The 14,043-nt window shown below is 69.6% G+C and carries 13 protein-coding genes; 8 read left to right on the top strand and 5 right to left on the bottom strand.

Annotated elements, in window-relative coordinates; all coding sequences use genetic code 11:
• Positions 1 to 553: 553 nt before the first annotated feature.
• The 5 genes from AB0K92_RS08375 to dnaA all read right to left on the bottom strand — a co-directional run bounded on the left by AB0K92_RS08375 (position 554) and on the right by dnaA (position 7,549).
• Entirely contained in the window at positions 554 to 1,084 is a 531-nt protein-coding gene (locus tag AB0K92_RS08375; RefSeq protein ID WP_365920615.1) for a DciA family protein, read from the bottom strand.
• Positions 1,081 to 2,202: a DNA replication/repair protein RecF gene (gene recF / locus AB0K92_RS08370; protein WP_365920613.1), complete on the bottom strand. Its 1,122-nt coding sequence runs from the start codon at positions 2,200 to 2,202 to the stop codon at positions 1,081 to 1,083. Before recF ends, AB0K92_RS08375 begins: the two co-directional genes overlap by 4 nt.
• A gap of 83 nt (positions 2,203 to 2,285) precedes the next feature.
• Positions 2,286 to 3,161, bottom strand: coding sequence for a phosphogluconate dehydrogenase (NAD(+)-dependent, decarboxylating) (gene gnd / locus AB0K92_RS08365; RefSeq protein ID WP_365920611.1), 876 nt, complete (start codon positions 3,159 to 3,161; stop codon positions 2,286 to 2,288).
• 215 nt (positions 3,162 to 3,376) lie between these two features.
• Positions 3,377 to 4,507: a DNA polymerase III subunit beta gene (gene dnaN, locus AB0K92_RS08360; RefSeq protein WP_166000453.1), complete on the bottom strand. Its 1,131-nt coding sequence runs from the start codon at positions 4,505 to 4,507 to the stop codon at positions 3,377 to 3,379.
• Between the two features lie 1,086 nt (positions 4,508 to 5,593).
• A complete protein-coding gene (dnaA, locus tag AB0K92_RS08355) occupies positions 5,594 to 7,549 on the bottom strand; it encodes a chromosomal replication initiator protein DnaA (RefSeq protein ID WP_365920609.1) in 1,956 nt (651 codons plus the stop codon).
• A gap of 395 nt (positions 7,550 to 7,944) precedes the next feature.
• Here dnaA and rpmH point away from each other — a divergent pair, with 395 nt between their 5' ends.
• From rpmH to AB0K92_RS08315, 8 genes are all read left to right on the top strand, one after another.
• Positions 7,945 to 8,082: a 50S ribosomal protein L34 gene (gene rpmH / locus AB0K92_RS08350; protein ID WP_003956500.1), complete on the top strand. Its 138-nt coding sequence runs from the start codon at positions 7,945 to 7,947 to the stop codon at positions 8,080 to 8,082.
• Between the two features lie 21 nt (positions 8,083 to 8,103).
• Complete coding sequence (rnpA, locus tag AB0K92_RS08345; protein WP_365757026.1) at positions 8,104 to 8,475, top strand: ribonuclease P protein component; 372 nt, start codon at positions 8,104 to 8,106, stop codon at positions 8,473 to 8,475.
• A complete protein-coding gene (gene yidD, locus AB0K92_RS08340; RefSeq protein ID WP_166000448.1) occupies positions 8,472 to 8,822 on the top strand; it encodes a membrane protein insertion efficiency factor YidD in 351 nt (116 codons plus the stop codon). The genes rnpA and yidD overlap by 4 nt, the downstream gene beginning before the upstream one ends.
• 3 nt (positions 8,823 to 8,825) lie before the next feature.
• A complete protein-coding gene (gene yidC, locus AB0K92_RS08335) occupies positions 8,826 to 10,097 on the top strand; it encodes a membrane protein insertase YidC (RefSeq protein ID WP_365920607.1) in 1,272 nt (423 codons plus the stop codon).
• Positions 10,098 to 10,112: 15 nt separating this feature from the next.
• Positions 10,113 to 10,625 (top strand): R3H domain-containing nucleic acid-binding protein, encoded by a 513-nt coding sequence (locus tag AB0K92_RS08330; protein WP_365920605.1) that lies wholly within the window; start codon positions 10,113 to 10,115, stop codon positions 10,623 to 10,625.
• Positions 10,626 to 10,743: 118 nt separating this feature from the next.
• On the top strand, positions 10,744 to 11,460 hold the full coding sequence (gene rsmG, locus AB0K92_RS08325) for a 16S rRNA (guanine(527)-N(7))-methyltransferase RsmG (protein ID WP_365920603.1): 717 nt from the start codon (positions 10,744 to 10,746) through the stop codon (positions 11,458 to 11,460).
• 319 nt (positions 11,461 to 11,779) lie between these two features.
• The gene (locus AB0K92_RS08320) at positions 11,780 to 12,859 is read left to right on the top strand and encodes a ParA family protein (RefSeq protein WP_365920751.1); all 1,080 of its coding nucleotides are present in this window, start codon (positions 11,780 to 11,782) and stop codon (positions 12,857 to 12,859) included.
• Positions 12,856 to 13,977: a ParB/RepB/Spo0J family partition protein gene (locus AB0K92_RS08315; RefSeq protein ID WP_365920601.1), complete on the top strand. Its 1,122-nt coding sequence runs from the start codon at positions 12,856 to 12,858 to the stop codon at positions 13,975 to 13,977. The genes AB0K92_RS08320 and AB0K92_RS08315 overlap by 4 nt, the downstream gene beginning before the upstream one ends.
• Positions 13,978 to 14,043 lie beyond the last annotated feature (66 nt).

The following is a 14,043-nucleotide window of genomic DNA, read 5'->3' as shown; positions in this document are numbered from 1 at the left end:
GCTCGTCGGCGGGTTGCCGGAGCGGCTGCGGCATGTTGCGTTGGTAAGCCTTGATCAGCGTTGCTCAGCGTTTCCCGGGCGGTCCCCACGGTCGGGGCGGGATTGTCTTCCAGTCTACCGGTAGCACTGACAGTGATGGGGGTTTGCCGGTACCTGAGTCCTCATGTGCCGCCCTGAACCGTCCTCGATCGGGTCCCGATATACGGAAGGGGGCTCCAAGAGGCTCACAGAGGCACCCAGCGCTTCGGCGCGTCAACCGAAAGCTACTCCCCGGTCAGGTCGGAAATCGCATGTGCTTGCGGTTGCACGACAAGACAGTGACTGCTGTGGAAATGGGGACGAGTGGGGCGCGGCGGCGTGATGTCGGTCACGTGAGGCTGATGGAGGCCGAGAGGGGGACGCCGAGGGCTGTGGGAGGGGGGTCGCTAGCGCCTGGACTCGGTGAAGGCCGAGTAGGCAAGGGCCAGTGAGGGCCGGGAGCCGGCGACCAGTGAGGGCCGGGAGCCGGCGAAGGGGGAGCCGGTGAAGGGCGGAAACCGGTGAGGGGCGGGACTCAGCCGTAGGTGTCGCCGGGGCCGGTGCTGCCCGGGGCGCGCAGCGGGCCGTAGCGGCGGGCCGGGCCGCCGGGGCCGAGCACCTTGATCATCCGGACCGTGCCATGGCCCAGGTCCTCGTTCAGACGGGCCACCAGCTGCGGGGCCAGCAGCCGCAGGTTCGTCGCCCAGGCCGTGGAGTCGCAGCGCACCACCAGCACCCGCTCGTCCTCGTCGTACTTCTCCGGGACGCAGTGCTTGGCCAGGTTCTCGCCGACGATCTCCGGCCAGCGGCCCATCACACCGCCCACCGCGGCCGGCGCCTCCCAGCCCCGCTCGGTGATCAGCCGGTTGATCGCCGCGCCCAGCGCCATCGGATCGCGGCCATCGGCGCGCGCGCCGGAGCGCAGACCACCGCCGCGGCGGGCCTGCTTCTTCTGCTGGGCCGCGTCCCCACGCGCGCGTGCCGCCTCTTTCGCCGCCCGCAGCGCCACGCGCGCGAGGTCGACGCCGGAGGGTTCGGGCGCCCGCTTCGGTGCCTGGTCGGTCATACCCGTTCCACCGCCCCGCCGGACACGGCGTACCGGGCCCCGGCCAGGACGTGCGGTACGTCGTCGTCGACCGCCGCCGTCACCAGGACCTGCTCGCCGGGCGCGACCAGCTCGGCCAGCCGCTCGCGGCGACGGGCGTCCAGCTCGGCGAAGACGTCGTCCAGGATCAGCACCGGCTCGTTGCCCTCGGCGCGCAGCAGGTCGTAGGAGGCCAGGCGCAGCGCCAGCGCGTAGGACCAGGACTCGCCGTGCGAGGCGTAGCCCTTGGCGGGCAGTTCGCCGAGCTTGAGCAGCAGATCGTCGCGGTGCGGCCCGACGAGGGTGACGCCGCGTTCGATCTCCTGCTTGCGGACGTCGGCGAGCGCGGCCATCAGCTGCTCGAACAGGGTCTCGCGGGTGTGGGCCTCGCCGGGCGCGGACGGCTTGTACTCCAGGGCGACCGGGCCGCCGCCGGGGGCCAGCTGCTCGTACGCCTTGTCGGCGAGCGGCTGGATGGCGTTGATCAGGTCCAGGCGCTGGGCGAGGAGTTCGGCGCCCGCGCGGGCGAGGTGCTGGTCCCAGACGTCCAGGGTGGACAGGTCCATGGAGCGGCCGCCGTGGCGGCGGGCCAGCGCGGCCGTCTTCAGCAGGGTGTTGCGCTGCTTGAGGACCCGGTCGTAGTCCGAGCGCACGCCGGCCATGCGCGGGGAGCGGGCGGTGATCAGCTCGTCGAGGAAGCGGCGGCGCTCGCCGGGGTCGCCCTTCACCAGCGCCAGGTCCTCCGGCGCGAACAGCACCGTGCGCAGGATGCCCAGGATGTCGCGGGGCCTGACCTGCGAGGAGCGGTTGACGCGGGCGCGGTTGGCCTTGCCGGGGTTCAGCTCCAGCTCGATCAGCTGCTGCCGGTCGCCCTGCCGGACCTGGGCGCGGACCACCGCCCGCTCGGCGCCCATGCGGACCAGGGGGGCGTCGGAGGAGACGCGGTGGCTGCCGAGGGTGGCGAGATAGCCGACGGCCTCGACGAGGTTCGTCTTGCCCTGCCCGTTGGGGCCGACGAACGCGGTGACGCCCGGGTCGAGCGGGACCTCGGCCCGGGCGTACGAGCGGAAGTCGGCCAGCGACAGATGCGTGACGTGCATGGCGGTCGCCGACCTCCTCCGGCGGGTGGAACGTGTCCCCGGGCTTCCCCAGGGAGTTCCCCCGGGTTTCCCCAGGGTGTGGACTACTTCTTCTCGACCGCGTGGCCACCGAACTGGTTGCGCAGCGCGGCGATCATCTTCATCTGCGGCGAGTCGTCCTGACGCGAGGCGAACCGCGCGAACAGGGAGGCCGTGATCGCGGGCAGCGGCACGGCGTTGTCGATGGCGGCCTCCACGGTCCAGCGGCCCTCGCCGGAGTCCTGCGCGTAGCCGCGCAGCTGGTCCAGGTGCTCGTCCTCGTCGAGGGCGTTGACCGCCAGGTCCAGCAGCCAGGACCGGATGACCGTGCCCTCCTGCCAGGAGCGGAAGACCTCGCGGACGTTCTCCACGGAGTCGACCTTCTCCAGCAGCTCCCAGCCCTCGGCGTAGGCCTGCATCATGGCGTACTCGATGCCGTTGTGGACCATCTTCGCGAAGTGGCCCGCGCCGACCTTGCCGGCGTGCACCGAGCCGAAGTCGCCCTCCGGCTTGAGCGCGTCGAAGATCGGCTGCACCCTGGCGACGTGTTCGGCGTCGCCGCCGTACATCAGCGCGTAGCCGTTCTCCAGGCCCCAGACGCCGCCGGAGACACCGCAGTCCACGAAGCCGATGCCCTTGGCGGCCAGCTGGGCGGCGTGCTTCTCGTCGTCGGTCCAGCGGGAGTTGCCGCCGTCGACGACGATGTCGCCGGGCTGCAGCAGCTCGGCGAGCCGGTCGATGGTCGACTGGGTGGCCTCGCCGGCCGGGACCATGACCCAGACCACGCGCGGGCCGCTGAGCTTGCCCACCAGCTCTTCCAGGCTGTGGACATCGGCGAGGTCCGGGTTGCGGTCGTATCCGACGACGGTGTGGCCCGCGCGGCGGATGCGCTCGCGCATGTTGCCGCCCATCTTGCCGAGGCCGATGAGACCGAGCTCCATCAGTTGTGTTCCTTAGGTGTCCGAGGTGGCGTGGCGGCACGGCGTGCCGGGCGGTTCTCCACCGCGGCACGGCCGTACCTGTGTCCGAGCCTAAACCCGGACACCCGCGCACACCTGTGGGCCTGAGCGCTCATTCGGACACAGGCCCTGACCTGCGGTTTCTCCGCTGTGGAGGGGCTGTGGACGAAGGGTCGACCGGAACTGTGGACGAACGGTCAGCCGCTGAGCCGGACCGGCATGATCAGGTACTTGTACGCCTCGTCCGCCTCCGCGTCCAGTGCCGGCTTGCCGCTGAGCAGCGCGGGCTTGGTGGACGTGGTGAACGACAGCTGGGCCACCGGGGAGTCGATCGCGCTGAGACCGTCCAGCAGGAAGGTCGGGTTGAAGGCGATCGAGATGTCGTCGCCCTCCAGCTGGGCGTCGACCCTTTCCACAGCCTGTGCGTCGTCGCTGGAGCCGGCCTCCAGGATGAGCACGCCCTGCTCGAAGCTGAGCCGCACCGGGGTGTTCCGCTCGGCGACCAGGGCCACGCGCTTGACGGCCTCCACGAAGGGGGCGGTCTCGATCACGGCGACGGAGTTGAACTCCGTCGGGAACAGCGTCCGGTACTTCGGGAGGTCGCCCTCCAGCAGACGCGTGGTCGTCCGGCGGCCCGCGCCCTCGAAACCGATCAGGCCCTCGCCCGCGCCCGAGCCGGACAGCGCCAGCGTGACGCTGTCACCGGCACCCAGGGACTTCGCGGTGTCCAGGAGCGTCTTGGCGGGCACCAGGGCGACCGCGGAGGCGTCCGGGTTCTCCGGCTTCCACAGGAACTCGCGGACCGCGAAGCGGTAGCGGTCGGTGGAGGCCAGGGTGACGGTGTCGCCCTCGATCTCGATGCGCACACCGGTGAGGACGGGCAGCGTGTCGTCCCGGCCCGCGGCGATGGCGACCTGCTGCACGGCGGAGGCGAAGACCTCGCCGGGGACGGTGCCCGTGGCGTTCGGCATCTGCGGCAGCGCCGGGTACTCCTCCACCGGCAGGGTGTGGAGGGTGAAGCGGGAGGAGCCGCACACCACCGTCGCCCGTACACCGTCTGTGGAAATCTCCACCGGGCGGTTGGGGAGCGCCCGGGAGATGTCGGCGAGCAGGCGGCCGGAGACCAGGACCGTGCCCTCCTCCTCGACCTCGGCCTCGACGCTGACCCGCGCGGAGACCTCGTAGTCGAAGCTGGACAGGCTCAGCTGGCCGTCCTCGGCCTTCAGGAGCAGGCCGGCGAGGACAGGCGCCGGCGGACGGGCCGGGAGGCTGCGCGCCGCCCAGGCCACTGCCTCCGCGAGTACGTCGCGTTCCACCCGGATCTTCACCGTAAGCCGCCTCCTGCTGTTGCCGGCGCTTCTCGCCCTGCTTCGCCTTCGTCGTCTGTCTCGGTGTCGCCGGCCCCGGGGAGGGGAAGGACACCGGGGACCAGTCTGACGCACCGCACTGACAGTAGGTGCCTCTCGGGGTCAAGTCGTGCCGAGGGGCAGCCGGGCAACCGGGAGCGAGTTGTGCACAGGGCCCACTTCGAAACGGATTCCGGGCTCTCTCTAGTCGTTCGTAGTAGTAGGGCCTGTGGATACCGTGGATAACCGCGTTTGCCCAGCTCAGCGCGGGAATTTTGTCCACGGGGCCTGTGGGCGGCGCCGGTGGACAACCGGGGGTCTCTGTGGAGAACGGAAAGTTCTGCACACCCCATGCACAGGTGAGGGCGAGTTCTCCCCAGCCTCGTCCCCAGCTTTACCCGTCTTTCCCACAGCCCAACCCGGCACCTTTGTGTGACGCCTTTCACTCGACGCGGTGAGGAGGTGCGCCGGGTTGCCGAACAGTGGACAGCCATGTGGAGAAGCTGGGGATCGCTGGGGACAACCGCCCCCAGGCTGTGGGTTGCCGGTGGACAACTCCGTGCACAGGGTGTGGACCGCCGTGTTGTCCACACCCTGTGGAGATCGTTCGTCCACGAATCCACAACCCACTGACCTGGTCTGATCGTCCTTCAACAGGCTCGCCTGTGGATGCGATCTGGACAACTCGGCAGTCCCCAGCGTGTGGACGGAAAAAAGTCGCCGAATCTGTGGAGGGCGGCCGTAACCCGGCAGGAAATCGAACACGGGGTGGCCGGCGGGGGTGGGGGCGGAGGGGCTGCGAGCGCCTTCGCGGGCGCGGAGGGGGGTGTCCGGGGGGTGCTCCGGAAGCCTTCGCGGGCGCGGACGGGGTCCCCAGGGGGTGCTCCGGGAGCTCATGCAGGTGCGGTGGGAGCCTCGGCAGGTGGCACGGTGGCCGTCTCCGCGGGCCTGGCTGAAGCTCCTCGCCCGCCGGCCGGGCCCCGCGCGCAGGGCGGCACGACGAAGGGCGCCCCCGGATCTCCTCCGGAGGCGCCCTCACCGCCGTACGCCCGCCGTACGCGGCGTGTGTCAGCCGTTCTTGATGCGGTTCGTCAGCTCGGTCACCTGGTTGTAGATCGAGCGCCGCTCGGCCATCAGATTGCGGATCTTGCGGTCGGCGTGCATCACCGTGGTGTGGTCGCGGCCGCCGAACAACGCGCCGATCTTCGGCAGCGACAGATCCGTCAGCTCACGGCACAGATACATGGCGATCTGCCGGGCGGTGACCAGCGCGCGCCCGCGCGAGGTCCCGCACAGGTCCTCGACGGTCAGCCCGAAGTAGTCCGCCGTGGCACCCATGATCGCTGTCGAGGTGATCTCGGGCGCCGAGTCCTCGCCGCCGGGGATCAGGTCCTTGAGGACGATCTCCGTCAGACCCAGGTCGACCGGCTGCCGGTTGAGCGACGCGAACGCCGTCACCCGGATCAGCGCGCCCTCCAGCTCGCGGATGTTGCGCGAGATCCGCGAGGCGATGAACTCCAGCACTTCCGGCGGCGCGTTCAGCTGCTCCTGCACCGCCTTCTTGCGCAGGATCGCGATCCGCGTCTCCAGCTCCGGGGGCTGGACATCGGTGATCAGGCCCCACTCGAACCGGTTCCGCAGCCGGTCCTCCAGCGTGACCAGCTGCTTCGGCGGCCGGTCGGAGGACAGCACGATCTGCTTGTTCGCGTTGTGCAGCGTGTTGAAGGTGTGGAAGAACTCCTCCTGCGTCGACTCCTTGTCCGCGAGGAACTGGATGTCGTCGACGAGCAGGATGTCCATCTCGCGGTAGCGCTTGCGGAAGCTGTCGCCCTTGCCGTCACGGATGGAGTTGATGAACTCGTTGGTGAACTCCTCCGAGCTCACGTACCGCACGCGCGTGCCCGGGTACAGGCTCCGCGCGTAGTGTCCGATCGCGTGCAGCAGGTGCGTCTTGCCGAGCCCGGACTCGCCGTAGATGAACAGCGGGTTGTACGCCTTCGCCGGCGCCTCGGCGACGGCCACCGCGGCCGCGTGCGCGAAGCGGTTCGAGGCGCCGATGACGAAGGTGTCGAAGAGGTACTTCGGGTTCAGCCGCGCGGTCGGCTCGCCGGGGCCGGTCGCCGGCGCGGGCTGCGCGGCCAGCGGACCGGGGGCGCCGCTCGCGGAGGGCAGCGCGGTACCGGCCGGGCCGCGGTGCACGGGAGGGCCGTCCGGCGGCTCGGGCAGCTCGCGGCGGGCACCCTGCTGGTCGTAGTCACCGCGCGACGACTCGTAGTCGGAGCGCCGCTGGTCGTACGGCGGACGCTCCACACCCTGTGGACGGTACTCCGGGGACGGCGCACCGTACCCCTCGCCCGACTTGCCGCCGTAGCCGTCGGAGACCTGGGACCCGTAGGTGTCGTTCCCGGAGGACCCGTACGACTCCTGGCCGGACGGCCCGTAGGAGTCCTGGGCGCGCGAGCGGTACGCGTCCTGTGGCGGCGTCGCGTACGGGTCGCGCTCGGGGAAGCCGAGGCGCTGCTGCTGCCAGCCGTACTCGTCCTGCGCCGGCCGCGGCCACGCGCCCGGCTCGGGACGCTGGTACTCCGCCGGGTAGGCGGGGCGCGCGGTGGGCAGCTGGTCGTCGCCGGTGCCGGGCAGCGGCTCCGCGCGGTGGCGGCCGTAGCCGCCCTCGTACGGGCTCGACGGAAGCTCGGGCTCCTCGTAGCGCGGCTGGGCCGGAGGCGCCGGCGGGGCCGGGGGCTCGCCCGCGGAGTCGTCGACGGTGATCGCGATCCGGATCGGGCGGCCGCACTCACGGCTCAGCGTCTCGCTCACGACCGGCGCCAGGCGGCCCTCCAGCACACCCTTCGCGAACTCGTTCGGTACGGCGAGCAGCGCCGTGTCGGCGACCAGCGCCAGCGGCTGGCAGCGCCGGATCCAGTGCTCGTCCTTGGCCTCGACACCCTGTCCGCGGCCCTCACCGAGGAGCTGCTCGAGTACACGTGGCCACACTGCGGCAAGATCGGCAGGTACGTCAGCCACAGGGCACGCTCTCTCACAGGTCCCACGAACGTGTGGTTGTGGGACGGGTCGGGATGAAAAACCGGGTCGGTAGGGATAAGGGAACGAATCGGAGTCCAGCCACGGTAGTCAGGGCGACCCTTGCGGTTCAAGTTGTTGTCCCCAGCCTGTGGATAGTGTCCCTCACCCGCCGCCGGTTTGACCGGATGGCGTAGCCCCGCGTACCGTAACCAGGTCGAGTTGTCGATGGCTGCTGCCGCCTGCCTCCGATGGGCACAGATCACGTCCCCGCCACCGTGGGGGTAGTCCGGTGATCGGAAAGCGGTGCACTCGGGCGTAACGCGAGCTACTCGTGGGCGCACGGTGACAGCCAGGACGGCACCCCGCCACCACCGATTTCTTTCTGGAGCCCCCGAGTGAGCAAGCGCACCTTCCAGCCGAACAACCGTCGTCGCGCGAAGACCCACGGCTTCCGGCTGCGTATGCGCACCCGTGCCGGCCGCGCGATTCTCGCGTCCCGCCGTAGCAAGGGTCGCGCCCGTCTGTCCGCCTGATCCCGGTCAGGTCATGACATCGTGCTGCCCACCGAGAACCGGCTGAGGCGGCGCGAGGACTTCGCGACCGCGGTACGACGAGGACGCCGGGCAGGACGCCCACTCCTCGTCGTCCACCTTCGAAGCGGTGCCACGGACCCGCACGCGCCTGGGGAGAGCGCTCCCCCGACGCGTGCGGGTTTCGTCGTGAGCAAGGCTGTGGGCGGTGCGGTCGTCCGCAACAAGGTGAAGCGCAGACTTCGCCACCTGATGCGCGATCGAGTCGCTCAGCTGCCCCCCGGTAGCCTGGTAGTCGTACGCGCGTTGCCCGGAGCGGGTGACGCCGACCACGCACAACTGGCCCGAGACCTGGACGCCGCTCTGCAGCGGCTGCTGGGAGGGGGCGCGCGATGAAGTACCCGCTGCTGGCGCTGATCAAGCTCTACCAGTGGACTATCAGCCCGCTGCTCGGGCCGGTGTGCAAGTACTACCCGTCGTGTTCCCACTACGGCTACACGGCCATCGACCGGCACGGCGCTCTCAAGGGCACCGCACTCACGGCCTGGCGCATCCTGCGTTGCAATCCGTGGTCGCTGGGCGGCGTGGACCATGTCCCGCCGCGCAAGCGTCCACGGTGGCACGAGATGCTGCGCGACGCCTGGCGCGCACGGAAGGGCGGGCCCTCCGCCGCCGAAACGGCCACCGACGACAATGTCTCGAGCCCGGCCGCAGAGACCTCGTCCCATGCCCAAGGAGCATGATTAGTGGACACGATTGCCAGCCTCTTCAGCTTCATCACCACGCCCGTCTCGTGGGTCATCGTCCAGTTCCACAAGCTGTACGGTGCGCTCTTCGGCCCGGACACGGGCTGGGCCTGGGGCCTGTCCATCGTGTCCCTGGTGATTCTGATCCGTATCTGCCTGATCCCGCTCTTCGTGAAGCAGATCAAGGCGACGCGGGCCATGCAGACGCTCCAGCCGGAGATGAAGAAGATCCAGGAGCGCTACAAGAACGACCGGCAGCGCCAGTCCGAAGAGATGATGAAGCTGTACAAGGAGACGGGCACCAACCCGCTCTCCTCGTGCCTTCCCATCCTGGCGCAGTCACCGTTCTTCTTCGCCCTGTACCACGTGCTCAACAGCATCGCGTCGAACGACACCATCGGCGTGATCAACGAACGGCTGCTGGAGAGCGCGCAGAAGGCCCACATCTTCGGTGCCCCGCTCGCCGCGAAGTTCACCGACAGCTCCAGCAAGGTCGAAGCGCTCGGCTCCTCGATCACCGATGTGCGGGTCGTCACCGCCATCATGATCATCCTGATGTCGCTGTCGCAGTTCTACACGCAGCGCCAGCTGATGACGAAGAACGTCGACACCACGGTGAAGACGCCGTTCATGCAGCAGCAGAAGATGCTGATGTACGTCTTCCCGGTCATCTTCGCCGTCTTCGGCATCAACTTCCCGGTCGGTGTCCTCGTCTACTGGCTGACCACCAACGTGTGGACCATGGGCCAGCAGATGTACGTCATCCACAACAACCCGACCCCGGGTTCCAAGGCCCAGTCCGCCTACCTGGAGCGCCTGTACAAGCACGTCACGCACCGCGGCAAGGTCAGCCGACGCCGGGACAAGGCCATCGTGAAGGCCATCGTCGCCAAGGGCCGTGACCGCAACGAGTACGAGCGCAAGTTCATCAACGGTCTGTCCAAGGCCGGGCTCGCCGCTCAGGCCGACGGCACCGTGGTGAAGAGCGAGAGCACCGTCGTCGCGGAGAACGAGGACGGTACGACGACCGCCACCACCGCTGCCAAGCGGCAGCAGCCCAAGCGGCAGCCCAAGTCCAAGCGCCAGGCGACCCCGCCCAAGCCTGCGGGCGGCGGTGAGAAGACGTCGCTGATCAAGTCCGACGAGCCCCAGGACGACACCCCCGCGGGTTCCACCGGGAAGGCGGCGTCCAAGTCCGGCGGCTCCCGCAGCCGGGCCCAGTCCGGCCAGCGCAAGGGTCCGCAGCGGCCCAAGTCCCCGTCCAAGAAGTAAGAAGGAGTCCATCCCGTGACGGAAGGCACCACCTCCGCCGCTGCCGAGGGTGCAGACACCCTGACCCGCCTGGAGCAGGAGGGTGAGATCGCCGCGGACTACCTCGAGGGTCTGCTGGACATCGCCGACCTCGACGGCGACATCGACATGGACGTCGAGGGCGACCGCGCCTCTGTCTCCATCGTCAGCGACACGGGCAGCCGTGACCTGCAGAAGCTGGTCGGCCGCGACGGCGAGGTCCTGGAGGCCCTTCAGGAGCTGACCCGGCTGGCCGTGCACCGGGAGACCGGGGACCGCAGCCGCCTGATGCTCGACATCGCCGGCTACCGCGCCAAGAAGCGCTCCGAGCTGTCCGAGCTGGGCGCCAAGGCCGCCGCCGAGGCCAAGAGCAGCGGCGAGCCCGTGAAGATGAAGCCGATGACTCCGTTCGAGCGCAAGGTCGTCCACGACGCGGTCAAGGCCGCCGGACTGCGCAGCGAGTCCGAGGGCGAGGAGCCGCAGCGCTTCGTCGTCGTGTTGCCCAACTGATTCGGTACGCACGTTCCTCCGGCCCCGTCTGTTGCGCAGGCGGGGCCGAACTTTGTCAGCCTGGTAGTTCTGGAGGTCGGCGCTCAGCGCGCCGATGCGGTACGGAAGGACGGTCCCCGTGACGGAGGCAGCTGAGCTCCCCCCTGCTCCCGAGCAGGCTCGTGACGTATTCGGCGATCGCTTCGCGGATGCGGTCCGATACGCCGAGCTTCTCGCCGAGGCAGGAGTGCGGCGGGGGCTCATCGGCCCGCGTGAGGTGCCCCGCCTCTGGGAGAGGCACCTGCTGAACTGTGCGGTGCTCTCGGAGGTCGTGCCCGAGGGGGTGACGGTGTGCGACGTCGGCTCGGGTGCCGGCCTGCCCGGCATCCCGCTGGCGCTGGTCCGGGAGGACCTGAAGATCACGCTGCTGGAGCCGCTGCTGCGGCGGACCAACTTCCTGACCGAGGTCGTGGAACTGCTGGGCCTGGATCATGTGACCGTGGTTCGTGGGCGGGCCGAGGAGGTCATGGGCAAGCTGCCTCCCGTCCATGTGGTGACGGCCCGCGCCGTGGCTCCGCTGGACCGGCTGGCCGCCTGGGGCATCCCGCTGCTGCGGCCCTACGGCGAGATGCTCGCGCTCAAGGGTGACACCGCCGAGGAGGAGCTGAAGGCAGCCGCCACGGCGCTGAGCAAGCTCGGCGCGGTCGAGACCTCGATCCTGCATGTGGGTGAGGGGGTCGTCGATCCGATGTCCACCGTCGTGCGGGTGGAGGTCGGCGAGAGCCCCGGCGGCGTCCGCTTCGCGGCCAAGCGTGCCAAGGCGGCCCGGACCGGCCGCGCACGCCGACGCCGCTGATCGCCCCGGTCGACCAGGCGTATTCCACACAAGCTGCCAAACCCACGCATCACGGAGTGTCGCGGCAGTTCGGCCGCAGCCGCTGTGCATCGTGTTTCACGTGAAACGTCGCTCACTGCTGCACGGCATCATCAGCCGCGGCCGCGCCGCGGCCGAACCCCGCGACCGTAAGCCTCTCGGGTCCCTCGACGAGGCTCCCGTTTCCTCCGATGCCCCTGTTCCCTCCGACGCCCCATCCCTCTCCGGGGGCACAGAGTTGTCCACAGAGGTGGATTTCTCCACAGAAGACCAGGCCTCACTGGTTCACCACCCCGAAGGCATGGGAGGCTCTGTTCATCGCGAGCCTGAAGTCGAGGAGAGTGAATCCTTGCGGTCCGACGCCAACATCGCGGGACCGATGACCGATCCGGTCCCCGGTCCCCGTACCGAGTCGACGGGAGCGGATGTTTCACGTGAAACACCGCCTCCGATGGACGACACTCCCATCGGTCGTGCTGCCCAACTGGCGGTCGAGGCTCTGGGCCGCGCCGGCGAGGGCCTGCCACGGCCCGAGCAGACCCGCGTCATCGTGGTCGCCAACCAGAAGGGCGGCGTGGGCAAGACCACGACGACCGTCAACCTCGCTGCTTCGCTGGCTCTGCACGGCAGCCGGGTCCTGGTGATCGACCTGGATCCGCAGGGCAACGCGTCCACTGCTCTGGGGATCGACCATCACGCCGAGGTTCCGTCCATCTATGACGTGCTGGTCGAGAGCAGGCCGCTCTCCGAGGTCGTCCAGCCAGTCGTCGACGTCGAGGGTCTCTTCTGTGCCCCCGCCACGATCGATCTCGCCGGTGCGGAGATCGAGCTGGTGTCCCTGGTGGCACGGGAGAGCCGTCTTCAGCGAGCCATCCAGGCGTACGAGCAGCCGCTGGACTACATCCTCATCGACTGCCCGCCCTCGCTCGGCCTGCTGACGGTCAACGCGATGGTCGCCGGCCAGGAGGTCCTGATCCCGATCCAGTGCGAGTACTACGCGCTGGAGGGCTTGGGGCAGCTGCTGCGCAATGTCGACCTGGTGCGGGGGCACCTCAACCCTGCCCTGCATGTGTCGACGATCCTGCTCACCATGTACGACGGCCGGACGCGCCTCGCGTCCCAGGTCGCGGAAGAGGTGCGCAATCACTTCGGCGACGAGGTGCTGCGGACGAGCATTCCCCGCTCGGTCCGCATCTCCGAGGCGCCGAGCTATGGGCAGACGGTACTGACTTACGATCCCGGATCGAGCGGTGCCCTCTCCTATCTTGAGGCGGCACGGGAAATCGCGCTGAGGGGCGCGGGCATCAGCGTCGGCTATGACGGGACGCACGCGCACATCGGCGCTCAGAACGATCAGAGCATGGTGGAGGGGATCCAGTGAGCGAGCGACGGAGGGGGCTGGGCCGTGGACTCGGGGCACTGATCCCTGCGGCCCCGACCGAGAAGACACCGGCGCAGACCGCGGTGGGTGCCGTAGGGGGTGCCGGGGGGAGCGTCGGTTCGGCCTCTCCCGCGGCCGTCCCGGTGCTGACGAGTGACCGCGGGGTGGCCGCCGCGAAGGTGGCCACACTGCCGCCTGTTTCACGTGAAACAGAGGAGCCGTCGGCCAACGGCGCTGCGGACTCGCCCGCTCCTCCCGTGGGCGCCCACTTCGCCGAGATCCCGCTCGACGCCATCACGCCCAACCCGCGGCAGCCGCGTGAGGTCTTCGACGAAGACGCGCTCGCCGAGCTGGTCACCTCCATCAGGGAGGTCGGCCTGCTCCAGCCGGTCGTCGTACGGCAGCTGGGCCCCGGGCGCTATGAGCTGATCATGGGCGAGCGGCGCTGGCGGGCCTGCCGGGAGGCGGGCCTGGAGGCCATCCCGGCGATTGTGCGGGCGACGGAGGACGAGAAGCTTCTCCTCGACGCTCTCCTGGAGAACCTGCACCGCGCGCAGCTGAACCCGCTGGAAGAGGCCGCTGCCTACGATCAGCTGCTGAAGGACTTCAACTGCACGCACGACCAGCTGGCGGACCGCATCGGTCGGTCCCGCCCGCAGGTCTCCAACACGCTGCGTCTGCTGAAGCTCTCCCCGGCGGTCCAGCGCCGGGTGGCCGCCGGAGTGCTCTCCGCCGGGCACGCCAGGGCCCTGCTCTCCGTGGAGGACTCGGAGGAGCAGGACAAGCTGGCTCACCGGATCGTGGCCGAGGGGCTGTCCGTGCGGGCCGTCGAGGAGATCGTGACCCTGATGGGGTCGCGGCCCAAGGCGACTCAGCGGGCCAAGGGCCCCCGGGCCGGCTCCCTGGTCTCGCCGGCGCTCAACGAGCTGGCCACCCGGCTCTCCGATCGCTTCGAGACGCGGGTGAAGGTCGACCTGGGCCAGAAGAAGGGCAAGATCACCGTCGAGTTCGCCTCGGTGGAGGATCTTGAACGCATCCTCAGCACGCTGGCCCCGGGCGAGGGCCCGGTACTCCAGAAGAGCCTGCTGGAGGGCGACGGCGAGGAGACCGAGGGCTGAGCCTTCTCCTCTGTACCGCTCCCCGGAGCTGTGCGGGTCGTGTCCGGTGTGTACCGGAACACGGCC

This window comes from Streptomyces sp. NPDC052687, from assembly GCF_040678395.1.
Taxonomy (GTDB): domain Bacteria; phylum Actinomycetota; class Actinomycetes; order Streptomycetales; family Streptomycetaceae; genus Streptomyces.
Note: the sequence above shows the minus strand (reverse complement) of the source record. Positions and strands in the feature narration are given on the sequence as shown.